Annotated in this window: 25 protein-coding genes, 6 tRNA genes and 1 riboswitch; of the genes, 21 read left to right on the top strand and 10 right to left on the bottom strand. The window is 69.9% G+C overall.

Features of this window, described 5'->3' with window-relative positions:
* The first annotated feature begins 55 nt into the window (after positions 1 to 55).
* On the top strand, positions 56 to 1,399 hold the full coding sequence (locus ASG71_RS12835) for an alpha/beta hydrolase family protein (protein ID WP_082575115.1): 1,344 nt from the start codon (positions 56 to 58) through the stop codon (positions 1,397 to 1,399).
* Positions 1,400 to 1,535: 136 nt separating this feature from the next.
* Here ASG71_RS12835 and ybaK read toward each other — a convergent pair whose 3' ends face one another.
* The 3 genes from ybaK to ASG71_RS12820 are packed head-to-tail and all read right to left on the bottom strand — an operon-like array spanning position 1,536 to position 3,428.
* Positions 1,536 to 2,033, bottom strand: a complete 498-nt coding sequence (gene ybaK, locus ASG71_RS12830) for a Cys-tRNA(Pro) deacylase (protein ID WP_056739783.1) — start codon at positions 2,031 to 2,033, stop codon at positions 1,536 to 1,538.
* An 8-nt stretch (positions 2,034 to 2,041) separates the two neighbouring features.
* Positions 2,042 to 2,500, bottom strand: coding sequence for a SufE family protein (locus tag ASG71_RS12825; RefSeq protein WP_056739781.1), 459 nt, complete (start codon positions 2,498 to 2,500; stop codon positions 2,042 to 2,044).
* 10 nt (positions 2,501 to 2,510) lie between these two features.
* Positions 2,511 to 3,428 carry a sulfurtransferase gene (locus ASG71_RS12820; protein ID WP_056739779.1) on the bottom strand — a complete coding sequence of 306 codons (918 nt, stop codon included), beginning with the start codon at positions 3,426 to 3,428 and terminating at the stop codon, positions 2,511 to 2,513.
* 214 nt (positions 3,429 to 3,642) lie between these two features.
* Between ASG71_RS12820 and zapE the strand changes: the two genes are divergently transcribed.
* Positions 3,643 to 4,680 (top strand): cell division protein ZapE, encoded by a 1,038-nt coding sequence (zapE, locus tag ASG71_RS12815; RefSeq protein WP_056739777.1) that lies wholly within the window; start codon positions 3,643 to 3,645, stop codon positions 4,678 to 4,680.
* 100 nt (positions 4,681 to 4,780) lie between these two features.
* Here zapE and ASG71_RS12810 read toward each other — a convergent pair whose 3' ends face one another.
* From ASG71_RS12810 to ASG71_RS12785, 6 genes are all read right to left on the bottom strand, one after another.
* Complete coding sequence (locus ASG71_RS12810) at positions 4,781 to 5,047, bottom strand: antitoxin (protein WP_056739775.1); 267 nt, start codon at positions 5,045 to 5,047, stop codon at positions 4,781 to 4,783.
* Between the two features lie 203 nt (positions 5,048 to 5,250).
* Positions 5,251 to 5,325, bottom strand: a tRNA-Val gene (locus ASG71_RS12805).
* A 40-nt stretch (positions 5,326 to 5,365) separates the two neighbouring features.
* Positions 5,366 to 5,438, bottom strand: a tRNA-Gly gene (locus ASG71_RS12800).
* Positions 5,439 to 5,493: 55 nt separating this feature from the next.
* Positions 5,494 to 5,568 (bottom strand) — tRNA-Val (locus ASG71_RS12795).
* Between the two features lie 40 nt (positions 5,569 to 5,608).
* Positions 5,609 to 5,679, bottom strand: a tRNA-Cys gene (locus ASG71_RS12790).
* Positions 5,680 to 5,727: 48 nt separating this feature from the next.
* Positions 5,728 to 5,800, bottom strand: a tRNA-Gly gene (locus ASG71_RS12785).
* Positions 5,801 to 6,257: 457 nt separating this feature from the next.
* Here ASG71_RS12785 and ASG71_RS12780 point away from each other — a divergent pair.
* From ASG71_RS12780 to hisF, 14 genes are all read left to right on the top strand, one after another.
* Positions 6,258 to 6,329, top strand: a tRNA-Val gene (locus ASG71_RS12780).
* A 140-nt stretch (positions 6,330 to 6,469) separates the two neighbouring features.
* A complete protein-coding gene (locus ASG71_RS12775) occupies positions 6,470 to 7,315 on the top strand; it encodes a cytochrome (RefSeq protein ID WP_056739773.1) in 846 nt (281 codons plus the stop codon).
* A gap of 68 nt (positions 7,316 to 7,383) precedes the next feature.
* Positions 7,384 to 7,959, top strand: a complete 576-nt coding sequence (def, locus tag ASG71_RS12770; RefSeq protein WP_056739771.1) for a peptide deformylase — start codon at positions 7,384 to 7,386, stop codon at positions 7,957 to 7,959.
* Positions 7,956 to 8,876: a methionyl-tRNA formyltransferase gene (gene fmt / locus ASG71_RS12765; RefSeq protein ID WP_056739769.1), complete on the top strand. Its 921-nt coding sequence runs from the start codon at positions 7,956 to 7,958 to the stop codon at positions 8,874 to 8,876. Before def ends, fmt begins: the two co-directional genes overlap by 4 nt.
* Entirely contained in the window at positions 8,873 to 10,465 is a 1,593-nt protein-coding gene (locus tag ASG71_RS12760) for an RsmB/NOP family class I SAM-dependent RNA methyltransferase (RefSeq protein ID WP_056739766.1), read from the top strand. The genes fmt and ASG71_RS12760 overlap by 4 nt, the downstream gene beginning before the upstream one ends.
* 52 nt (positions 10,466 to 10,517) lie before the next feature.
* Positions 10,518 to 11,183, top strand: coding sequence for a ribulose-phosphate 3-epimerase (gene rpe / locus ASG71_RS12755; RefSeq protein ID WP_056739765.1), 666 nt, complete (start codon positions 10,518 to 10,520; stop codon positions 11,181 to 11,183).
* Positions 11,184 to 11,303: 120 nt separating this feature from the next.
* Positions 11,304 to 11,454: riboswitch (FMN riboswitch) on the top strand.
* Between the two features lie 154 nt (positions 11,455 to 11,608).
* The gene (gene ribD, locus ASG71_RS12750) at positions 11,609 to 12,775 is read left to right on the top strand and encodes a bifunctional diaminohydroxyphosphoribosylaminopyrimidine deaminase/5-amino-6-(5-phosphoribosylamino)uracil reductase RibD (protein ID WP_082575113.1); all 1,167 of its coding nucleotides are present in this window, start codon (positions 11,609 to 11,611) and stop codon (positions 12,773 to 12,775) included.
* Entirely contained in the window at positions 12,775 to 13,431 is a 657-nt protein-coding gene (locus tag ASG71_RS12745) for a riboflavin synthase (protein WP_056739763.1), read from the top strand. The genes ribD and ASG71_RS12745 overlap by 1 nt, the downstream gene beginning before the upstream one ends.
* Positions 13,428 to 14,120 (top strand): 3,4-dihydroxy-2-butanone-4-phosphate synthase, encoded by a 693-nt coding sequence (gene ribB / locus ASG71_RS12740; protein ID WP_056739761.1) that lies wholly within the window; start codon positions 13,428 to 13,430, stop codon positions 14,118 to 14,120. The genes ASG71_RS12745 and ribB overlap by 4 nt, the downstream gene beginning before the upstream one ends.
* Positions 14,121 to 14,129: 9 nt before the next feature.
* Positions 14,130 to 14,831: a GTP cyclohydrolase II gene (gene ribA, locus ASG71_RS12735; RefSeq protein ID WP_056739759.1), complete on the top strand. Its 702-nt coding sequence runs from the start codon at positions 14,130 to 14,132 to the stop codon at positions 14,829 to 14,831.
* A gap of 55 nt (positions 14,832 to 14,886) precedes the next feature.
* Positions 14,887 to 15,372, top strand: coding sequence for a 6,7-dimethyl-8-ribityllumazine synthase (gene ribH, locus ASG71_RS12730; protein ID WP_056739758.1), 486 nt, complete (start codon positions 14,887 to 14,889; stop codon positions 15,370 to 15,372).
* Between the two features lie 81 nt (positions 15,373 to 15,453).
* The gene (locus ASG71_RS12725; protein ID WP_056739756.1) at positions 15,454 to 15,717 is read left to right on the top strand and encodes a phosphoribosyl-ATP diphosphatase; all 264 of its coding nucleotides are present in this window, start codon (positions 15,454 to 15,456) and stop codon (positions 15,715 to 15,717) included.
* 105 nt (positions 15,718 to 15,822) lie between these two features.
* The gene (gene hisG / locus ASG71_RS12720) at positions 15,823 to 16,665 is read left to right on the top strand and encodes an ATP phosphoribosyltransferase (protein WP_056739754.1); all 843 of its coding nucleotides are present in this window, start codon (positions 15,823 to 15,825) and stop codon (positions 16,663 to 16,665) included.
* 48 nt (positions 16,666 to 16,713) lie between these two features.
* Complete coding sequence (gene hisF / locus ASG71_RS12715) at positions 16,714 to 17,490, top strand: imidazole glycerol phosphate synthase subunit HisF (RefSeq protein ID WP_056739752.1); 777 nt, start codon at positions 16,714 to 16,716, stop codon at positions 17,488 to 17,490.
* A gap of 108 nt (positions 17,491 to 17,598) precedes the next feature.
* Here the strand turns inward: hisF and ASG71_RS12710 are convergent, their stop codons facing one another.
* Positions 17,599 to 18,243, bottom strand: coding sequence for a TIGR03085 family metal-binding protein (locus ASG71_RS12710; protein WP_056739751.1), 645 nt, complete (start codon positions 18,241 to 18,243; stop codon positions 17,599 to 17,601).
* Between the two features lie 144 nt (positions 18,244 to 18,387).
* Between ASG71_RS12710 and hisI the strand changes: the two genes are divergently transcribed.
* The 5 genes from hisI to trpC all read left to right on the top strand — a co-directional run bounded on the left by hisI (position 18,388) and on the right by trpC (position 22,296).
* Complete coding sequence (gene hisI / locus ASG71_RS12705; protein WP_056739749.1) at positions 18,388 to 18,795, top strand: phosphoribosyl-AMP cyclohydrolase; 408 nt, start codon at positions 18,388 to 18,390, stop codon at positions 18,793 to 18,795.
* 71 nt (positions 18,796 to 18,866) lie between these two features.
* Complete coding sequence (locus ASG71_RS12700) at positions 18,867 to 20,435, top strand: anthranilate synthase component I (RefSeq protein WP_056739747.1); 1,569 nt, start codon at positions 18,867 to 18,869, stop codon at positions 20,433 to 20,435.
* Entirely contained in the window at positions 20,432 to 21,076 is a 645-nt protein-coding gene (locus tag ASG71_RS12695) for a Trp biosynthesis-associated membrane protein (RefSeq protein WP_056739745.1), read from the top strand. The genes ASG71_RS12700 and ASG71_RS12695 overlap by 4 nt, the downstream gene beginning before the upstream one ends.
* Positions 21,077 to 21,190: 114 nt before the next feature.
* Positions 21,191 to 21,478: an HGxxPAAW family protein gene (locus ASG71_RS12690; protein ID WP_056739743.1), complete on the top strand. Its 288-nt coding sequence runs from the start codon at positions 21,191 to 21,193 to the stop codon at positions 21,476 to 21,478.
* Between the two features lie 2 nt (positions 21,479 to 21,480).
* Entirely contained in the window at positions 21,481 to 22,296 is an 816-nt protein-coding gene (trpC, locus tag ASG71_RS12685) for an indole-3-glycerol phosphate synthase TrpC (protein WP_082575112.1), read from the top strand.
* The last annotated feature ends 65 nt before the right edge of the window (positions 22,297 to 22,361 follow it).

The following is a 22,361-nucleotide window of genomic DNA, read 5'->3' as shown; positions in this document are numbered from 1 at the left end:
ACGGGCGCGGCGGGCCCGGTGCGGGGGTTGGACACGCGTGCGGTAAGAATGGACCATGGGATCCTTTCCGCGCCTGGCCCCGCCGCCGCGCAACTCCGCCGCCCGTGCAACCGGCCCTGCTGCTGCCCTCTCAGCTGCGAGCTCAACTGCCCGCCCGGCTGCGCTCCCGCCCGTCCGGTCCGACCAGGGCGCCGGCAGTGCCCGGTGGGCCGTGGGCGGGATCCTCGGCGGCGGCGCGGCGGCCAGCCTGCTGGCCGCCGGCTCCTCGGCGCTGGCCCTATACTTTGCCCGCCGCGTCATCACCCCGGTGCGCGTGCGGGAGGAAGACCAGGAGATCCTGGCGGTCATCCGCGACGGCCGCCGGCAGCAGGTCATCCTCAAGGCGACCATGGACTCCACGGTGGAGGGCGTTTACGGCCTGTTCTTCGACGGCGGCCGGGGACACGCCCGGCTGGGCCGGGTGGTGTCCTATTCGCCGTCCGAGCAGACGGTGCTGCGCGAGGTCGAGGCGGTCTACAGCGGAGACCTGACCAGTGCGCGGCGCGGCTACTGGAGCGGCGCGGTCCATCCCGACCCGGCGGCCCTCGGGCTGCCCTACGAGGACGTGCAGATCGAGGTCGACGGCGGCACGGCTCCCGCGTGGTTTGTACCGGCAGCGCCGTCGGACGGGAAGCCGGCCCCGAACATCTGGGCCATCATGGTGCACGGGCGCGGCGCCACCCGCCAGGAGGGCCTCCGGGCGGTCCGGGTGGCCCGGGACCAGGGCCTGTCCAGCCTGCTGATCTCCTACCGCAACGACGGACTGGCGCCCTCGGCCGAGGACGGCCGCTACGGCCTGGGTTCCACCGAGTGGCGCGACGTCGAGTCCGCGATCGGCTATGCCCTGGACCACGGCGCCACCGAGGTCGTGCTCTTCGGCTGGTCCATGGGCGGGGCGATCTGCCTGCAGACGGCGGACCTGTCCCGCTACCACCACCTGATCCGGGCCATGGTGCTCGACGCCCCGGTGATCGACTGGGTCAACGTGCTGGCACACCACGCCCAGCTGAACCGGATCCCGTCCGCCGTCGGACGCTACGGGCAACTGATGATGAGCCACCCGCTGGGCCGCCGGCTCACCGGGCTGGCCGCCCCCGTGGACCTCAAAGCGATGGACTGGGTCTCCCGGGCCGTGGAACTGCGGACACCGACGCTGATCCTGCACTCGGTGGACGACGAATACGTCCCCTACGGCCCGTCCGCGGCGCTGGCGGAGAAGAACCCCGAGATGGTGACCTTCGAGGCTTTCGCGACCGCGCGGCATACGAAGGAGTGGAACGTGGAGCCGGAGCGCTGGGAGTCGCTGGTCAGCGCCTGGCTCCGGCAGCAGCTGGCGCCCCGCCCCACCCCGGCAGGCTGACCCCCGGAAGCGCGAACGGACAGTTGGAGCCCTCCGCGGAAGCGCGAACGTACAGTTGGAGCCCTTAGGGGGAGCGCGAACGGACAGTTGGGGCCCCAATCCCTGTGGGAAAAGGGCCTCAAGTGTACGTTCGCGCTCAGCGGTGGCGGGTGCTGATCCTGGCCGTGGTGGCAGCGGTCAGCCGGACCAGGTCCGCCGGGCTGAGCTCCAGGTCCAGCCCGCGCCGGCCGCCAGAAACCAGGATCGTCTCCAGCGCCAGCGCGCTCTCGTCCAGCACGGTGGGGGAGGGTTGGCGCTGCCCCAGCGGGGAGATGCCGCCAAGCACATAGCCGGTGCGGCGCTGCGCCGTCGCCGGGTCGGCCATGGCCGCTTTCTTGCCGCCCACCGCGGCGGCCATCGCTTTGAGGTCCAGGTTGCCGCTGACCGGGACGACGCCGACCGCCAGGTGCCCGTCGACGTCGACCATGAGCGTTTTGAAGACCCGGGCGGGGTCGATGCCCAGCACCTCGGCGGCTTCCAGGCCGTAGCTGAGCGCGGCGGGGTCGTGGCTGTAGGGATGGGCGACGAAGGACACCCCGGCTGCCGCGAGTGCCGCGGTGGCCGGGGTGCCCTGGGACGCCTGCTTGCGGGCCATGCCGCTGCCTAGCCCTGCTGCGGCAGTTCGGCGACCTTGCGCTTGATCCGGCCGAGCATTGCCGTCATGCCGCGCATCCGCAGCGGCGTGATGGCCCGGGTCAGGCCCAGTTGTTCGGGCATGTCGTCGGGGACGGCCAGGATCTCGGCCGGGCTTAGCCCGTCCAGCCCCTCGTGCAGCACGCCGGCGAAACCGCGGGTCGTGGGCGCCTCGGGCGGAGCCTTGAAGAACAGCCGCACCCGCTCGGCCGAGCCGGAGTCGCCGGACTCGGTTTCGATGGTCAGGAACAGCGGCGACTGGCACTCCACCACCTGCTCCATCAGCTCCGGATGGTCCTGCAGCCGGGCCGGGGGATCGGGCAGCTCGCGGGAAAATTCCAGCAGCAACTGCAGCCGCTCGGCTTCTTCGAGGGCCTGGAAGTCGTCAACGATTTCCGCCAGGGCGGCGGGGAGGGCGGAGGTAGTCATCTGTTCCAGTTTACTTGCCGACCGGGACGGTGCCGCGGTCGGCGCCCTTGACGATCGGGACCCGGACGGCGTTGCCCCACTCGGTCCATGAGCCGTCGTAGTTCCGGACGCTGTCAAAGCCCAGCAGGTACTTCAGGGCGAACCAGGTGTGGCTGGACCGTTCGCCGATCCGGCAGTAGGCCACGACGTCGTCGCCCGGCGTCAGCCCGGCCTCGTCCAGGTAGAGGGCCTCGAGTTCGCCCCGGTTGCGGTAGGTGCCGTCCTCGGCGGCGGCACGGGCCCACGGGATCGAGGCGGCGGTCGGGATGTGGCCGCCGCGCAGGGCGCCCTCTTCCGGGTATGCGGGCATGTGCGTGCGCTGGCCGGTGTATTCCTCGGCCGAGCGGACGTCGATCAGCGGCTTGCCCAAGTGGGCCAGGACGTCGTCCTTGAAGGCGCGGATCGGGGCATCGTTGCGCTCCACCACCGGGTAGTCGCCGGGGGTCCCGGCGGGCTTGTCCGTGGTGAGCGGGCGGCCCTCGGCCATCCACTTGTCGCGGCCGCCGTCGAGCAGCCGGACATCCTCGTGGCCGAAGAGCGTGAAGACCCACAGCGCGTACGCGGCCCACCAGTTCGACTTGTCGCCGTAGATCACGACCGTGCTGTCCCGGGAAATGCCCTTGGCCGCGGCCAGGGCGGCGAACGCCGCACCGTCCACGTAGTCGCGGGTGACCTCGTCGTTCAGGTCGGTGTGCCAGTCGATCTTGACGGCCCCCGGGATGTGGCCGGTTTCGTAGAGCAGCACGTCCTCGTCGGACTCGACCAGCACCAGCTTCCCGCCGTCGAGCGCGCCGGCGTCTAGTGCCGCGGCGAGCCATTCGGTGGAGACCAGGCGTTCGGGGTGGGCGTAGGCGGCGAATTTCTCGTTCTGCTCAACGGGGTAGGGCATGGGGCTGGCCTTTCACTGGGCGGTCGGGAGGCCGGGCCGTGGCTGCTGCGCGGCGACGGGCCTGTTACAACACTAGCCACGCGGCGCCGGGTTTGCTCCACCGGGTACTCACACGGAAATATGGCCTTCGTCACGTCGACGCGGCCGCCCGGAAGCGGGCGCGCCCATTGCCGGTATCCTTTCTGGGGACACGAGACCAGCAGAACGGACCACCTTGGTACAGATCGAACAGCTTGCCGCCAGAACGCCGGCGGTTTCCGTCGATGAACTCCTCAACGGGTTTTATCCGTCACCGCGGTTCGGCGAGGTCTCCTTTGCCAGCTACCGGCCGGATCCCGCGCAGCCGAGCCAGGCCCACGCCGTGCACGCGCTGCAGAGTTTCGCCGCCGGCGTCGGCTCCCGCGACGGCGAGGGGCTGTTCAAGCGGCTGTTCGGCAAGAAGCAGGAGTCCCGGGCGGGCATCTATCTCGACGGCGGCTTCGGCGTCGGCAAGACGCACCTGCTGGCCTCGCTGTGGCACGCGGCCCCGGGCCCCAAGGCGTTCGGCACCTTCGTGGAGTACACCAATCTGGTGGGCGCTCTGTCCTTCCGCAAGACGGTCGAGGCGCTGAGCCACTACAAGCTCGTGTGCATCGATGAGTTCGAACTCGACGACCCGGGTGACACGGTGCTGATGTCCCGGCTGATGCGCGAACTGGCCGACGCCGGCGTGAAGCTCGCGGCCACGTCCAACACCCTGCCGGGCTCCCTCGGTGACGGCCGCTTCGCCGCCGTCGACTTCCAGCGAGAAATCCAGGTGCTGGCCGACCAGTTCGACGTCGTCCGGATCGACGGCGAGGACTTCCGCCACCGCGGGCTGCCCAAGGCGCCCGCGCCGCTGCGCAACGACGAACTCACCCACCACATGCAGGCGGAGTTCGACGGCAAGACGGTCGCCAAGGACGAGTTCAGCACCCTGATCAACCACCTCGCCGGTGTCCACCCGAGCCGCTACCGCCAGCTGATTGACGGGATCGACGGCGTCGTCTGGCGCAACGTGGAGACGATCACCGAACAGGCCGTGGCGCTGCGCTTCGTCGTGCTCGCTGACCGGCTCTACGACAAGGACGTGCCGATCCTGGCCAGCGGCGTGCCCTTTGACCAGCTCTTCACCGAGGAAATGATGACCGGCGGGTATATGAAGAAGTACTTCCGTGCCGTCTCCCGCCTCACCGCCCTGGCCCGCGAGGGCCAGAACCACGAGCCGTCGTAGCGTTCCGGTCCTTCCGGCGGCCTGACCCGGCCGCTGCTTAAACGACGAAGGTGCCGGCGCCGCCTCTCGGCGGGACCGGCACCTCGCTGACGTACCTGGGTCAGAGGCCCTGCTGCCGGGGTTCCCCGGTGACTGGGGGCACTTCCGCGACGTGCGGCTCTGCGGCGGGGGCCGTTGCCGGCCGGCCGTTCGCGTTGTCGACGTAGTCGGAGGCGCCACGCTGGACGGTATCGACCTTATCGGCGTACTTTCCGCCGGTCTTCGAATCGACGAAATCACCCGCCTTTTCGATGCCGTCCTTGATGGCCTGCTCGTTGCCACCAATCAGATGCTGAGCCTTGCCCTTAAGATCGTCAATTAAACCCACGGGCACCTCCCTTCAGTCGCGGAGCCAGATCGCTCCTAGCACTTCCGATGCTAACCGCCGGGCCGGAGCCTGCCAAGGGAATACGCCCAGAGGAGAAAGGCCCTGGGATCGGGGGGGCAATGAGCCTGGCGCGAGGCCCGCGGCGGATGGCGGGGAGAAATCCTGGGAAACGAAAAAAGCAGCTCCCGGGGGAGCTGCTCTCTTGGTGGGCGATACTGGGATCGAACCAGTGACCTCTTCCGTGTCAGGGAAGCGCGCTACCGCTGCGCCAATCGCCCGCAACCGGAAGGATCCGGAGTGGAATTGTTGAAACAAGAGAGCGGACGACGAGATTCGAACTCGCGACATCCACCTTGGCAAGGTGGTGCTCTACCAGCTGAGCTACGTCCGCATTTAGTCCATTCCGGCTATGCCGGCGGTACTGGATCAAGCAAGTTGCCTTGCTTTGGTGGGCGATACTGGGATCGAACCAGTGACCTCTTCCGTGTCAGGGAAGCGCGCTACCGCTGCGCCAATCGCCCCTATGCATCCGGCGTGAACCGGAAACCAGGGTTTTCACCGAGGTGGGTACGGGATTCGAACCCGTGTATACGGCTTTGCAGGCCGCTGCCTCGCCTCTCGGCCAACCCACCGTGTAAGCAGGATTCCGAAGAATCCGTCTGCCGTGACAGTGTCCTGCGAGCGGACGACGAGATTCGAACTCGCGACATCCACCTTGGCAAGGTGGTGCTCTACCAGCTGAGCTACGTCCGCAATGTTGGCTGCGATTTTCCTGCCGCAATCGGCATTTCCTCGCGTTCCAACGAGTAAGAACTCTATAGGAGGTTCAGGGAACTTACAAATCGGAGCCTCGGCAGGCGGCCGGGACCCCGCTGCTTCCCTGCAATCTCGCGGATTCTGCTAATTACAGGTGTGTAATTCGGAGCCCCGCCGGGCAGCCCATCGAAGGACAGAGACGCCGACTGCGGTGCGCGAGCCATGGCGCAGGGTGCGGGTGTCCGGGGCCGCGCTGCGCGCCCCGGCTAGGGATTGGACGAAAGCGGTTCCTAAAGAGGCCCTCGAAGCGGCCATCTCCGTCAAATGGATGCAGCGCGGTGCTAGCGCGGCGGCTGGAACGGCGACGGCGGCGGGGCGGGTTGACGTGCCGGATGCGACACCCTGGGCCGATTTCGTAATTGCCGCAGGGGTGGGCTAGCATTCAAGGGCACCGGGGCGATTGGCGCAGTGGTAGCGCGCTTCGTTCACACCGAAGAGGTCACTGGTTCGAACCCAGTATCGCCCACCTGGCAAATGGTCCGTTCCGCTCAGCAGAGCGGGGCGGACCATTTTTGTTATGCCGCAGCCCGCGTGCCGCCGCCTGCCGTGCGGCCGCCCGCTGCGGCGTCCTCCTACAGTGTCCGACCCCTGTGAAAGAGTCACGCTATGACCGCCCCGCTTCTTGCCCACGCCACCGAATACGGACGGATGTACGCCCGCTCCACGTCCGCGCAGTTCTCCGTCCCCTCCATCACCACGGTCATCGGGCAGCAGCCGCACGGCCTGGACGGCTGGTTCGGGTACATGGGAGCGAACAGCCTCGCCGCCGACCCGCAGCTGCCTGCCATCCTGGGCAGCCCCGCCAAGATCCGCCAGGCGGTCAGTCGGGCCGCCAAGGCCGCGGAGACCCACCGGGACGACGCCGCAAAGCGCGGGGACCGGGTGCATAACTACTGCGAGCAAGTGGCACTGCGCGCCCTCGGCCGTCCCCACCGGATGCAGGAAACCCGGGAAGCCCTCGCGGCCAACGGCGAAGAAGCCTTCGCTGCCCGCTTCGACGAATGGTGGGAGTTGTTCCAGGTGGAACCCATCGCGCCGGAGATTACGGTTTGGAACGCCACGGTCGGCTATGCGGGGACCCTGGACTTGGTGGCCAAGATCAACGGCCGCACGTGCCTGATCGACTACAAGACCAAGGGAACCACCCGGGACGGCACGGTCAAGCCGCTCGACGACAAGGTTGTCATGCAGCTGGTGGCCGGCATGAAGGCCGAGGAAAGCCTCGTGGACCCGGTGGCAGGGGAGTGGGAGCCCTGGCAGCACGGCGAGTCACCCATCCTGCTGGCCGTCGCCATCGGCGAGACGGAAGTCAGGCCGCAGCGGGCAAACCCCGAAATCCTCAAACACCACTGGTGGAAGTTCTGCGCCCTGCGCCGCGTCTGGGAGATGTCCGCAGACACCCGGGCCGCCGGACCGGCGCTCCTGCCGATCGCGCCGCCGGTGGCGCGCTAAATCCCAGCCCGGGGCTGGCACTAAACTGGTTGGGATCCCTAGCCGCCTACCGTGAGGACAGACAGCCCATGGCCATTTTGAATATCCGTATCATCGGCGACCCCGTGCTGCGCACCGTCGCCGATCCCGTCACGGAATTCGGGCCTGAGCTGGAGAAGCTTGTCGCCGACATGACCGAAACCATGGAGGACGTCGAGGGCGCCGGCCTGGCCGCACCCCAGGTCGGCATCAGCCAGCGGGTCTTCACCTACCGTATCCGCGGCGTCGAGGGCCACATCATCAACCCCGTGCTGGAAAACAGCGACGATTTCCAGCCGGACGAGGTCGAGGGCTGCCTGTCCATCCCCGGGCTGGGGTTCCCGGTCCGCCGCCACCGTGCCACCCGGGTCACCGGCGTCGACGTGCACGGCAACCCGGTGGTGCTGGAAGGTGAAGGCATGCTCGCCCGGGTCTTCCAGCACGAAACCGACCACCTGGACGGCATCCTCTTCACGGACCGGCTCGAGGGCGAGGACCGCAAGAAGGCCCTGCGCGCGATCCGCAACGCCAACTACGACGCCATCACCGGGCAGACGACGGCGAAGCGCGCCAAGTCCGTCGGCTCCAGCTTCGGCGCCGGCGCGTCCTTCGGGGCCGGCCAGTGAGGGTCCTCTTCGCAGGAACCCCGGCCGTCGCCGTCCCCTCGCTGGACGCGCTCGTCGCGGCCGGTTTCGACGTCGTCGCCGTCCTCACCCGCCCGGACGCGCCGCTGGGGCGCAAACGCGTGCTGACGCCGTCGCCGGTTGCCGCCCGCGCCGCGGAGCTCGGCATCGAGATCATCCACGCAGCGAAGGTCGACGCCGGCGTCACGGACCGGATCGCCGCGGCCGCGCCCGACGTCGCCGCGATCGTCGCCTACGGCGGCCTCATCCCGCGGGCGGCCCTGGACATTCCCCGGCACGGCTGGATCAACCTGCACTTCTCGCTCCTGCCGGCCTGGCGCGGAGCGGCGCCCGTGCAGCACGCTCTCATTGCCGGCGACGACGTGACCGGCGCCGTGACCTTCCGGCTCGAGGAGGGCCTGGACACCGGCCCGGTCTTCGGAACCCTCACCGAGACGGTCGGCCTCAAGGACACTGCCGGTGAACTGCTCGAGCGGCTGTCCCACAGCGGCGCCGTGCTGCTGACCCAGACGCTCTCCGCCGTCGACGCCGGACAGGCCGCCGCCGTGCCGCAGCAGGGCGACATCAGCCTCGCCCCCAAGCTGACCCTGGACGACGGCCGCCTCGACTGGCGCCAGCCGGCGCTGGCAATCGGCCGCCGTGCCCGCGGCGTCACCCCCGAGCCCGGCGCCTGGACCACCGTGGACGGTCAGCGGATCAAGCTCGAACCGGTGCTGCTGCGGCCCGAAGGACCGGCACTGGAGCCGGGGCGGGTGGCCCTGGCCGGCAAATCCGTGCTGGTGGGCACCGGCTCCCACCCCGTAGAACTCACCCGGGTCCAGCCCGCGGGCAAGAAAATGATGAACGCCGCCGACTGGGCGCGCGGACAGGCGAAACTGGAAAGCGTGGTCTTCGAATGAGCGAGTCCGGAGCAAGCGGCAGCGGCCGCGGACGGGGCCGGCAGCCCGGCAGGCAGGGCAACAGCGGCACCGGCGGGCAGAACCCGCGCGGCGGTGTCCGGCGCGACGCGCAGGGCAGGGAACGGAACCGCGGCCCCAAGCGCGGCTTCAGCGAAAGCGCTCCCTCCCAGCGCACCCGACGCGCCGACCCGGCCCGCCTCGTCGCTTTCGAGGTGCTGCGTGCCGTGGCGGCCGAGGACGCCTACGCGAACCTGGTGCTGCCGGCCCGCATCCGGCACCACGGCCTGGACAAGCGCGACGCCGGGTTCGCCACCGAGCTGAGCTACGGAGCCCTTCGCGGGCAGGGCACCTACGACGCCATCCTGGCCCGCTGCGTGGACCGCCCCCTGGACCAGCTCGACCCCGCCGTCCTGGATGCGCTCCGGATCGGTGCGCACCAGCTGCTGGCCATGCGCGTCCCGGCCCACGCCGCCCTGGACGAGACCGTAGGCCTGGCCCGCGCCGTGATTGGCGCCGGACCCTCCGGCTTGGTCAACGCCGTGCTCCGCAAGGTCTCCGCGCACACACTGGACGAGTGGCTGGAGCTCCTGCTCAGCGGCGAAGCGGACGAGACCCAGGAGGCGTCGGTCCGGTACGCCCACCCCGAATGGATCGTGCGGGCCTTCCGGCAGTCCCTGGTCGCCCACGGCCGTCCGGTCTCGGAAATCACCGAGCTCCTCGCGGCGGACAACGCCGCTCCGGTGGTGAACCTCGTGGCACTGCCCGGCCTGGGCAACCTCGACGAGGCCCTGGAAAACGGCGCAACGCCCGGCGAGCTGGTCGAAGGCTCGGCGCTCTCCGCCGGCGGCGACCTCGGCCGCCTCGCCTCCGTACGGGAGGGCAGCACCCGGGTGCAGGACGTCGGTTCCCAGCTGGTCGCCCGCGCCCTGGCCGCGGTGGACCTGGCTGGCGGCGGCAACGCCGGCAGCACTGCCGGCACCGCGGACGGCGGCGAACGCTGGCTTGATCTCTGCGCTGGACCCGGCGGGAAGGCGGCGCTGCTTGGTGCCCTGGCCCGCCAGCACGGCGCGACCCTGCTGGCCAACGAGCCGGCGCCGCACCGCGCCAAGCTCGTCAGCCAGGCCCTCAGCGCGGTTCCGCACGAGGTCTGGACCGTGCGCACCGGTGATGGCCGCGACGTCGGTACCGAGATGGCCGAGGGGTTCGACCGGGTCCTCGTGGACGTGCCCTGCACCGGCCTGGGCGCGTTGCGGCGCCGCCCGGAGTCGCGCTGGCGGCGCAGCCCCAAGGATCTTGCCGACCTCGGTCCGCTGCAGCGGGACCTGCTCAAGTCCGCCCTGGACGCGGTCAAGCCCGGCGGCGTGGTGGCCTACGTGACGTGTTCCCCGCACCCGGCCGAGACCACCGCCGTCGTCAGTGACGCCCTGCGCAAACGCGATGACCTGGAACTGCTCGACGCCGGCGAAGCACTGGACAAGGTCAGCCTCACCGGGCACCTCGAGGCCGGCCACGACCTGACCGCCCAGCTCTGGCCGCACCGGCACCGGACGGACGCCATGTTCCTGGCCCTGATCCACAAAAAAGCCTGAGCTTCGGGCCATACTGGCACCAGCTCCCAACTTTCCGAACGAAGAGGACTCCATGGCCCATTGCTGCATCAACCCGAGCATCCTGTCGGCGGACTTCGCGAACCTGCAGTCCGAACTGCACAAGATCCGGACCGCCGATGCCGTGCACGTGGACGTGATGGACAACCACTTCGTGCCCAACCTGTCGCTGGGCCTGCCCGTCGTCCAGCGGCTGCAGGAGGTCAGCCCGATTCCGCTGGACGCCCACCTGATGATCGAACACGCCGACCGCTGGGCGCCCGCCTACGCCGACGCCGGCCTCGCCTCGGTGACCTTCCACGCCGAGGCGTCGATCGCACCGGTTAAGCTGGCCCGCGAACTGCGGGCCCGCGGCGCCAAGGCAGGCATTGCCCTGCGGCCCGGCAGCGCCGTGGAACCGTTCCTGGACATGCTCGGCGAACTGGACATGATCCTCATCATGACCGTGGAACCGGGTTTCGGCGGGCAGGAATTCCTCGACCTGACCCTGGCCAAGATCAGGCGCGCCCGGGCCGCGATCGACGCGTCCGGGCTGGACGTCAAGCTCCAGGTCGACGGCGGCATCACCGAAAAGACGATCCAGCGGGCCGCCGGGGCAGGGGCGGACGTCTTCGTCGCAGGGTCCGCGGTCTACGGCGCCGATGACCCGGCCGAAGCCATTGCCCGGCTCCGCGCCGCCGGCCGCCGCCCGCACCAGTAGGCCGCCCGTACCTGTAGGCACTCCGCCGGCTCCTCACCGGCCACAGATGACGAATATTGCGGCCGTCCGATGCGGGAATAGCCGGGCAGAGCCGGCAGTTGTGCCAGAATAGCTACACACATACGTGCTCCGGGGTCGGTGTAAGTCCGAACCGGCGGTCATAGCCCGCGACCCGCGAGCCGGCAGCCTCCTCCCGGAGGCCGACGGCGGACGGTTGAACCGGTGGAACTCCGGTACCGACAGTTAAAGTCTGGATGAGAGAAGCACGTACAGCTGTTCCCACGGCGCCTCAGGTGCCGTGGAACTGCGCTGTCGTATACCCCCGGAGCCATCGCGGTTCTTGAGGGAAGGAACGACACACGCATGAACCCCCTGCGATGGCTCTCCGCCGACTCCGGGTACCTTCGGGTCCGGGCGGGCGGCAAATGAGCCTGCCAGCACAGCACGCCGGTCACGACGTCGAGGAGCAACAAGCCCCGCACCAGGGCTTCCAGGCCGCCGGCTTCAGCGCCGCGGAGACCGCCGCCATGGACACCGCCCTCGCTGCCGCCGCGCGCGGACCCCGCGGGGCGAACCCCCTGGTGGGCGCGGTCGTGATCGACGCCGACGGGACAGCCCTTGTGACCGGCTACCACCGCGGCGCCGGCACCCCCCACGCGGAGGCCGACGCCATTGCCCAGGCCCGGGAGGCCGGACTGGACCTGGCCGGCACCACCATGGTGGTCACGCTCGAGCCCTGCAACCACTGCGGACGCACCGGCCCGTGCGCCCGGGCGATCATCGACGCGGGCATCACCGACGTCGTGTACGCCGTCGATGACCCGCACGACCCGGCCGCCGGGGGAGCGGCGACGCTCCGCGCCGCCGGGGTACGGGTCCGCTCGGGGCTGGGCGCGGTCGCCTCCCTGGACCTGAACCGGCGTTGGTTCGACGCCGTCGCCGCCCGCCGGCCGTTCGTGACCCTGCACATCGCGCAGACCCTGGACAGCCGGATCGCCGCCAGCGACGGCACCAGCCAGTGGATCTCGAGCGCCGAATCGCTCGCCGACAACCACGCCCTGCGTGGCCGGATCGACGCGATCCTGGTCGGTACCCAGACCGTCCTGGTCGACAACCCGCGGCTCACCGCCCGGACTCCTGACGGCGCACACGCCGAGCGCCAGCCGCTGCGGGCCGTGATGGGCCTGCGCCCCATCCCGGAAGATGCCGCCGTCAACGGCACCGACGGCAAGGTGCTGCACCTGCCCACCCGGGACCCCCGCGAAGTGCTGGACCGGCTGTTCGACGCCGGGGTCCGGCACCTGATGGTCGAGGGCGGCTCGAAGATCCTCAGCGCCTTCCTCGCCGCCGGCCTGGTCGACGAACTCATCGTCTACCTGGCCCCGACCCTGCTCGGGTCGGGCACAGCGGCCCTCGGCGACCTCGGCATCGGCACCCTTGCCGATGCCCAGCACTGGGACTGGGACGAGGCTTCGGGCGGCGCCGTCCAGACACTCGGCCGCGACCTGCGCCTGCACTTGCGCCCCGCCACCACGACTTCATCCGATTCCACCCCGCGCAGCGACGCGGACACTGCCGCAGGAGGCAACTGATGTTTACCGGAATAATCGCCGAACAGGGGAAGGTGCTCTCGGTCGAGCGGAACGGCGACACCAGCGCCACGCTGCGCCTGCACGCCCCCGAAAGCACCGACGGACTGGCCCATGGCGGCTCCATCGCGGTCAACGGGGTCTGCCTGACGGCCACCGACATCACGGGCGCGGACTTCAGCGTCGACGTCATGGGCGAGACCCTGGTCCGCAGCACCATCGGCGCACTGGCCGCCGGTGACACGGTCAACCTCGAACGCTGCGTCCCGGCCGGCGGCCGGCTCGACGGCCATGTGGTGCAGGGGCACGTCGACGGCGTCGGCGAACTGCTCGAGCGCGAAGCGCTTGGCAACTGGGACCGGCTGCGGTTCAGCGTGCCGCAGCCGCTGGCCCGCTACATCGCGGAGAAGGGCTCGATCGCCGTCGACGGCGTCTCCCTCACCGTCACGGCCGTGAGCCCCGCCGGGGAGCCGGCACCGTGGTTCGAGGTGGGGCTCATTCCGACCACCCTGGCCGAGACCGGGCTCGGCGCCAAGCGGCCAGGCGCCGGCGTCAACCTCGAGGTCGACGTCCTGGCCAAGTACACCGAGCGGCTGCTCGCCTTCGCCCCCGCCTCGCCCCGGCAGGAAGGCGCACACCGGGCGGAGGCCGCATCATGAGCCGGCTCCAGGACCCCAGCGGCCTCGCCGTCGAAACGCCCGCCCTGGACCCGATCGAGGACGCCGTCCGCGCCATGGCCGCCGGCCGGCCGGTCCTGGTAGTGGACAACGAGGACCGCGAGAACGAAGGCGACATCATCTTCGCCGCCCAGCACGCCACCCCGGCACTGATGGGCTGGACCATCCGCTACAGCTCCGGAGTGATCTGCGTTCCGCTCGACGCCAGCCGCGCCGATGCGCTGGGGCTGCCGCCCATGGTCGCCGTGAACGAGGACGCCAAGGGGACCGCCTACACCGTCTCCTGCGACGCGGCCGCCGGCGTGAGCACCGGCATTTCCGCCACCGACCGGGCGCTGACCGCCCGCGTCCTCGCCGACCCGGCGAGCCGGCCGGCCGCCCTGACCCGGCCCGGGCATGTTTTCCCGCTCCGGGCCGTTGAGGGGGGTGTGCGGGAGCGTCCCGGGCACACCGAAGCAGCCGTCGAGCTGTGCCGGCTGGCCGGGCTCGAACCCGTCGGTGTGATTGCCGAAGTGGTGCACGACGATGGGGAGATGATGCGCTTGGACGGACTTCGCGGCTTTGCCCTCGAGCACGGCTGCCCGCTGATCTCGATCGCCGACCTGGTGGCCCACCTCGAAGCCGCCGAGCCCGCCGGGCCTTCAGCCCAACCCGCCCGAGACCTTGACTGAGGAGAAACGATGACGACTTCTGAAACGCGCCCGGCGGCCCCGGGCCAGCAGCCGCACCCGGTCAGCGGCGGACCGATCGTCCAGCTGCCCACGGCCTTCGGCGACTTCGTGGCGCAGGCCTGGACCGATCTTGAAACGGGCGCCGAACACCTCGCCGTCAGCTCCCCGCGCCCCGCCGCGGACGGCACCGCGCCGCTGGTCCGGCTGCACTCCGAATGCCTGACCGGAGACGTGTTCGGTTCCTACCGCTGCGACTGCGGCGAACAGCTGGCCTACACCCTGGAACTGATTCACGAGAACGGCGGAACGCTGCTGTACCTGCGCGGGCAGGAGGGCCGCGGCATCGGGCTGGCGAACAAGATCAAGGCCTACGCCCTGCAGGAAGCCGGGTTCGACACCGTCGAAGCCAACGAACAGCTCGGCCTGCCGGTGGACGCGCGCTGCTACAAGGCCGCCGCCCAGATCCTCGCCGAGATGGGCCTGCAGGAGATACGCCTGCTGAGCAACAACCCGGACAAGCAGGACCGGCTGGCCGAGGCGGGGGTGCGGGTGGTCGAGATGGTCGCCACCGAGGTCCCCTCCCGCGAACAGAACCTCCGCTACCTGCAGACCAAGAAGGACCGGATGGACCACCGCCTGGTCCTGGACATGCAGCCTGCCGCAGCGGAGCCCGGGACGGGGCCCCGCGGGTTCGAGCACGAGCAGGACTGACCCCGGCTGCGCCCCGCAGTCCAACCCCCGTACCTCCCCAGAGCAAGGAATTCACATGAGCGGCCACGGCGCCCCCCAGATTGACCTGACCACCTTCCAGCCCGAGGAAACCTCCCAGCTGAAACTCGCCATCGTGGCGGCCAGCTGGCACACCACCATCATGGACGGCCTGCTGGCCGGCGCACTGCGCGCCGCCAAGGACGCCGGCATCGCCGAGCCGACCGTGCTGCGTGTCCCCGGCACCTTCGAGCTGCCGGTCGCGGCCGCCCGGCTCGCACCGCATTTCGACGCCGTCGCGGCGCTCGGCGTCGTGATCCGTGGCGGCACCCCGCACTTTGAATACGTCTGCGAGGCGGCCACCATCGGCCTGACCGACGTCAGCGTGCGCACCGGCGTCCCCGTCGGCTTCGGCGTGCTCACCTGCGACACGGAGCAGCAGGGCCTGGACCGGGCCGGGCTGCCGGGCTCCACCGAGGACAAAGGCCACGAAGCGGTCACCGCCGCGCTGGCCGCCGCCGTCACGCTCAAACAGTACGCCTAGGCTGTGTATTCGCTCACATCCGGGCCGTCTTCCGACGGCCCGGAAGGCGAGGTCCGGCCGTGAACAAGTAGGCTGGAGGGTGTGAAGAATTTCGAGTCGCTGTTCGCAGAACTGAGTGAGAAGGCAGCCACCCGCCCGGAGGGCTCCCGCACCGTCGCCGAACTGGAGTCCGGAATCCACGGCATCGGCAAGAAAGTCGTGGAGGAAGCGGCCGAGGTGTGGATGGCCGCCGAGTACGAATCCGATGAGGCCGCCGCGGAAGAGATTTCGCAGCTGCTCTACCACTTGCAGGTTCTCATGCTCGCCAGAGGCCTCAGCCTGGAAGACGTCTACAAGCATCTCTAGCCACGCCGCACCGCCCCGGCCGGACCTGTGTCTGTCCCGGAGCGGCCCCCGCGTGGCCCGCAGTGCCTGTACATCCAGAACGTCACCACCAGAAAAGAGCCTCCCATGCTGAGAGTTGCCGTCCCCAACAAGGGGTCCCTGTCCGAAGCCGCCTCCGCCATGCTTGCCGAAGCCGGCTACCGCCAGCGCCGCGACACCCGCGAACTGGTCATGGTCGACCCGGACAATGACATCGAATTCTTCTTCCTCCGCCCCCGCGACATCGCCGTCTACGTCGGCCAGGGCACGCTCGACGTCGGCATCACCGGCCGCGACCTGCTGCTCGACGCCGAGGTGGAAGCCGAAGAACTGCTGCCGCTGGGCTTCGCCGCCTCCACCTTCCGGTTCGCCGGCCCGGTCGGCGACTTCACCTCCATCGACCAGCTCGAAGGCAAGCGCCTGGCCACCAGCTACGACGGCCTGCTCCGCGGCTACCTGGCCCAGCGCGGCATCAACGCCAAGGTCGTCCGCCTCGACGGCGCCGTCGAATCCTCGGTCCGGCTCGGCGTCGCGGACGCGATCGCCGACGTCGTCGAGACCGGCACCACGCTCAAGGCCGCCGGCATGGAGATCTTCGGCGAACCGATCCTGCACTCCGAATCGGTGCTGATCGGCCGCAAGGGCGAACAGAACCCCGCCACCGAGGTGCTGATCCGCCGCCTCCAGGGTGTCCTCGTGGCCCGCCAGTACGTCCTGATGGACTACGACATCCGTAAGGAGCTCGTCGAGCAGGCCGCCGCCCTGACCCCCGGCCTGGAGTCTCCGACTGTGTCGCCGCTGCGCGACTCGGACTGGGTTGCCGTCCGTTCGATGGTGCCCAAGCGGGAGACGAACCGGATCATGGACGAACTCTACGACCTCGGCGCCCGCGCCATCCTGGTCAGCAGCATCCACGCCTGCCGGATCTGATTCGAAGCCCGTGAAGCCAACACCCGCAAGCGAAGAGCAGGAGCAGCCATGTCCCTAGCAGTCCGCGTCATTCCCTGCCTGGACGTCGACGCCGGCCGCGTGGTCAAGGGCATCAACTTCGAAGGCCTGCGCGACGCCGGTGACCCGGTGGAGCTGGCGCACCGCTACGACAACGGCGGCGCCGACGAACTGACCTTCCTCGACGTCACCGCGTCCTCGGGCAACCGGGAAACCACCTACGACGTCGTCCGCCGCACCGCGGAGGAGGTCTTCATCCCGCTGACCGTCGGCGGCGGAGTCCGCGGCGTCGCCGAGGTGGACAAGCTGCTGCGCAACGGCGCCGACAAGGCGGCCATCAACACCGCCGCGGTCGCCCGGCCCGACGTCATCGACGAGATCACCCGGCACTTCGGCTCCCAGGTGCTGGTGCTCTCGCTCGACGCCCGGCGCACCCGCCCGGGGTCGCAGCCGACCCCCTCCGGCTTCGAGGTCACCACCCACGGCGGCCGCCAGGGAACCGGGATCGATGCCCTCGAGTGGGCCAAGGAAGCCGCGGACCGGGGCGTGGGCGAGATCCTGCTGAACTCAATCGACGCCGACGGCACCAAGGACGGCTTCGACCTGGAGCTCATCCGGCTGGCGCGTGCGGCCGTCAAGGTGCCGCTGATCGCCTCCGGTGGCGCCGGCCGGCCCGAGCACTTCCCGCCGGCGGTTGCCGCCGGGGCGGACGCCGTCCTGGCCGCCTCCGTATTCCACTTCGGCCCGCTGGACATGATCGCCCAGGTCAAGGCCGCCATCCGCGACGCAGGCTTCGAAGTCCGCTGACCGGCCAGCCTCCCGACCACTGAGACTGCCTGCCACAGACAAAAAAGACGGAGCCACCCACCGGGTGGCTCCGTCTTTTTGTGTCGAGTTTTTGTGTCCCGGGCGGGTTCAGAGCCCGACTTCGGCGGACTGCAGCAGCGCGACGGCGTCCGGCTGGCCCTCGAAGGTCACGAGCGCGTGCCGGGTGCGGCCGTGGGCGTGCATGAGCAGCTCGCCCGGCTCGCCGACGATCGCCACCGAAACGGGGGCCCGTTTGGCCACGTGCCGGGGGCCGGACGGGCGCACCAGCACGATGCCCAGGTCCACGCCCCGGTAGAGGATGGCGGCGCGCTTGATCAGCTCGTCCCAGAGTGCATCGGAGTAGGCCTCGTCGAGGGCCCGCGGCGCCCAACGGTCCACGGCCCGGCGGACGTCCTCGGTGTGCACGAAGTATTCGATCAGGTTGGAACTCTCGTCCAGCGCCTTGATCCGCATGGGGGAGAGCGCCGGGGGACCGGCCCGGAAGGTGTTGACCAGGCTGGCGTAGGCCTCCGGCGTGCGGAGCTCGGCGGCAAGTTCCGCCGTGGCCTGGTCCGAGGCTTTGGACAGGCGCTTGATCAGCAGGCCCAGTCCGACGCGGGCTTTGCGCTCCCGAAGGTAGAGGTGGGCGGCCAGATCGCGGGTCAGCCACCCCTTGCAGAGCGTGGGGGAGTCAGGACCGGCCGCCAGCAGGGTTTCGGCCAGAACTTCACGGGACGGATCGACGAAATTCATCACTTGTGAAACTAGCACGAGACGCCGGTTCATGTGCACTGGAAGCGCCGTGGTTTCGGCGCCTGCGGGGCTTTCGACCGGGATGTTAAGCGCCGGCGCCCGGTCCCGGAGGGCGGCGGGCCCGGAGGCACTAGACTGGCAGTGATGTCTGAGCAGCCCGCCCCCGCCCCCGAACCCGCCAGCGCACCCGCCGGAAGTCCGCTTCCGGCCGAGCTCGCCGCCAGCCTGAAGCGCGACAGCGCCGGCCTGGTGGCCGCGGTCATCCAGCAGTACGACACCAACGAGGTGCTCATGCTGGGCTGGATGGACGACGAGGCGCTGCACCGGACGCTGACCTCCGGACGGGTCACCTTCTACTCCCGTTCGCGGCAGGAATATTGGCGTAAGGGCGACACCTCCGGCCACGTGCAGTGGGTCAAGTCGCTCGCGCTCGACTGCGACGGCGACGCCCTGCTGGTCCGCGTCGACCAGGTCGGCGCCGCGTGCCACACCGGCACCAGGACCTGCTTCGACGGGCGCGGACTTCCCGCCGTCGTCGGCTCCGCCGACTGACCCGGTGCACCCACCCGGCCCTTGCGCCGGCACTTTAGCAACAGCCAGAGAACAGGCGGAAAATCGCAGCCATGCAGGACCTTGGAATCATTAGCCCCAGCCTGGAAGAGTTCCGGGAGCTCGCCGGCCACAGCCGGGTCATCCCCGTCCGGCTCAAGGTGCTGGCCGACGCCGAGACACCGATCGGCCTTTACCGCAAGCTCGCCAAGGGCCAGCCGGGAACCTTCCTGCTCGAATCCGCCGCCGTGGGCGGCGCCTGGTCCCGGTACTCCTTCATCGGCGCCAAATCCCGTGCCACTCTGACCACCAAGGACGGCCAGGCGCACTGGCTCGGCGAACCGCCCGTGGGCGTGCCGCTGGACGGCAGCCCGGTGGACGCCGTGCGGGACACCGTCCGCGCCCTGCACACCGAACGGTTCGAGGGACTCCCGCCCTTCACCTCCGGACTCGTGGGCTTCCTCGGCTGGGAAGCGGTCCGGCACTGGGAAAAGCTCACCAGCCCGCCCGAGGACGACCTGCAACTGCCCGAACTGGCGATGAATCTCGTGACCGACATGGCCGTCCACGACAACATGGACGGGACCGTGCTGCTGATCGCCAACGCGATCAACTTCGACAACAGCTCGGAGCGCGTCGACGAAGCCTGGCACGACGCCGTCGCCCGCGTGCAGGACCTGCTCGCCCGGGTCAGTGCCCCCACGGAACAGCCCATCTCCGTGCTCACGGCCCCGGCAGCAGACTTCGCCGCCAGTGTGCAGGAGCGGTGGGATGAGAACGACTACCTGGCCGCGCTGGACCGGGGCAAGGAAGCGATCGTCGACGGCGAAGTCTTCCAAGTGGTGATCTCGCGCCGCTTCGAAATGGAGTGCGGCGCCGATCCGCTCGACGTCTACCGGGTGCTGCGCAACACCAACCCGAGCCCCTACATGTACCTGTTCAACCTCGAGGACGCCACCGGCCGGCAGTACTCGATCGTGGGCTCCTCACCCGAAGCCCTCGTCACGGTCACCGGCGACGAAGTCATCACCCACCCGATCGCCGGATCCCGGCCGCGCGGCAAGACCACCGAGGCCGACAAGGCCCTGGCCGAGGAACTCCTCGCGGACCAGAAGGAACGCGCCGAACACCTCATGCTGGTCGACCTGTCCCGCAATGACCTCTCCAAGGTCTGCGTGGCCGGAACCGTGGACGTCACCCAGTTCATGGAGGTGGAGCGCTTCAGCCACATCATGCACCTGGTCTCCACGGTGGTCGGCCGGCTCGCCCCGGACGCCACCGCCTACGACGTGCTCAAGGCCACCTTCCCCGCCGGCACCCTGTCCGGCGCGCCGAAACCCCGGGCGCTGCGCCTGCTGGACGAACTCGAACCCCACCGCAGGGGCATCTACGGCGGCGTCGTGGGCTACCTCGACTTCGCCGGCGACATGGACATGGCCATCGCCATCCGCTCCGCCCTGCTCCGCGAGGGCCGCGCCTATGTGCAGGCCGGCGGCGGGATCGTGGCCGATTCGGTGAACGCCACCGAGGCGCTGGAGACGGTGAACAAGGCCGCCGCCCCGATGCGCGCCGTCCACACCGCGCAGTCGCTGCGCAACATCACCGCCGCCACCGTGCCCGGACCCGGGACGGGACAGGCATGAGCGGCGCCGCAATGAACGGGCAGGGGACTACCGTCAAAAGCACCAGCCCGGCTGTTCCTCGCTGGGCCAGGAAGTCGACCCTGGTCCTGCTCATCGCCGTCCTGGCCCTGGCGGTCTTCGGCACCACCACCCAGACCTGGCTCACGGTCAAACTGGACCCGAGCCAGCTCGGCCAGGCCGTCGGCAGCCAGGACGGGCTGCAGGTCCAGGGCAGCAAGGCCGCCACCACCGTCACCGCCCTGGCCCTGGTGGCCCTGGCCGGCGGGCTGGCCGCCTCGATCGCCGGCCGGGTGGCCCGCTGGATCATCACGGCCATCATCCTGCTCGCCGCCGCCGGAATCGTGGCCGCCGCCGTCACCGTGCTCGCCGACCCGCTCACCGCGGCGCAGGGCTCCATCGCCGCCGCCACCGGCATCAGCGGCAGCAACGCCCAGGTGGCCGTGACCGCGTTCCCCGTCCTCGCCGTCGTCGCCGGGGCCCTGCTGGGCCTGGCCGCCCTCGCGATTGTCCCGGCCGGGCGGCACTGGAAGAGCCGGACCAGGTACGACGCCGCGGCCACCGGCGCCGCCGGGGGCCCCGCCCGGCCGGCGGACGAAATCGAGAGCTGGGACCGGCTGTCCCGCGGCGACGACCCCACCTGAGTGCCGCCCGCTGCGCGGGCAGCACCCTGGCGGACACCCCGGCGAACGCCCCGACAAACAACGCTGCCAATAAATGGCAGAATGTAAGCAGTATTGATCCTGAGGAGATTTTCGATGAGCAAAGCCCCTGTTTCTGCACCCAAGCCCGCCGCCGGCACCGGCATCTACGACGACGTCGACCACAGCGAGCCGACCGGCCACGGCAACAGCCCCGCCGCCTGGACCACCGTGATCATCATGCTGGTCGGCGCGCTCATCGCGTCCATCGCCTTCGTGATCGCCAACACCCCGATCTTCATCGCAGGGGCGGTCGTCATGCTCGCCGGCCTCGTCGTGGGCTTCGCGATGCGGAAAGCCGGCTACGGCGTGGGCGGCAGCAAGCTGAAGAACTCCGGCCACTAGGAGTGACTGTTCTCGATGACATCAACGCCGGTGTCAGGGAGGATATGGAGGCCCGCCAGCGCCTCGTCACGCTCGCCGAACTGAAGGACCGCGCCGCGGCCGCAGCTCCGGCACGGGACGCGTGGGCGGCCCTTGGCGGTCCCTCAGCCCGCGACCAGCTCAAGGTGATCGCCGAGATCAAGCGGCGCAGCCCCTCCAAGGGCGACCTCGCGAACATCGCGGACCCCGCGTCGCTGGCCGTCCAGTACGCCGACGGGGGAGCCGCCGTGATCAGCGTGCTCACCGAACAGCGCCGGTTCAACGGATCGCTCGCGGACCTGGACGCCGTCCGGGCCGCCGTGGACGTTCCGCTGCTCCGCAAGGACTTCATGATCGATGAGTACCAGATCTGGGAGGCCCGGGCCCACGGAGCCGACCTGATCCTGCTGATCGTGGCCTCGCTGTCGGACGCGCAGCTGCGCGACTACAGCGCGCTCAGCCATGAGCTCGGTATGAACGTGCTCGTGGAAACCCACACCCCGGATGAGGTCGAGCGCGCCGTGGATGCGGGCGCCCGCATCATCGGCGTCAACGTCCGCAACCTCAAGACGCTCGACGTCGACCGCTCGGTCTTCGCCGGGCTCGCCGCCGGGATCCCCGCCGGCGCCCTGATCGTCGGCGAATCCGGCGTGCGCGGCGTCGAGGACGTCCGGCACTACGCCGCCAGCGGCGCCAACGCGGTGCTGGTCGGCGAAGCACTGGTCAGCGACGCGACCCCGCGGGAGCGGATCGCCGAGTTCATGGCCGCCGGGGCCGAAGAAATCGCCGCACGCTCCTGACCGCGCCCCGGCCGGATGACCGGCCGGGCGCCGCGGCGGACCGGTGCGGCCCGCAGTTTTAGCTA

Source organism: Arthrobacter sp. Soil763 (genome assembly GCF_001428365.1).
GTDB lineage: Bacteria > Actinomycetota > Actinomycetes > Actinomycetales > Micrococcaceae > Arthrobacter.
This window is presented reverse-complemented; position numbering and strand designations above follow the sequence as displayed.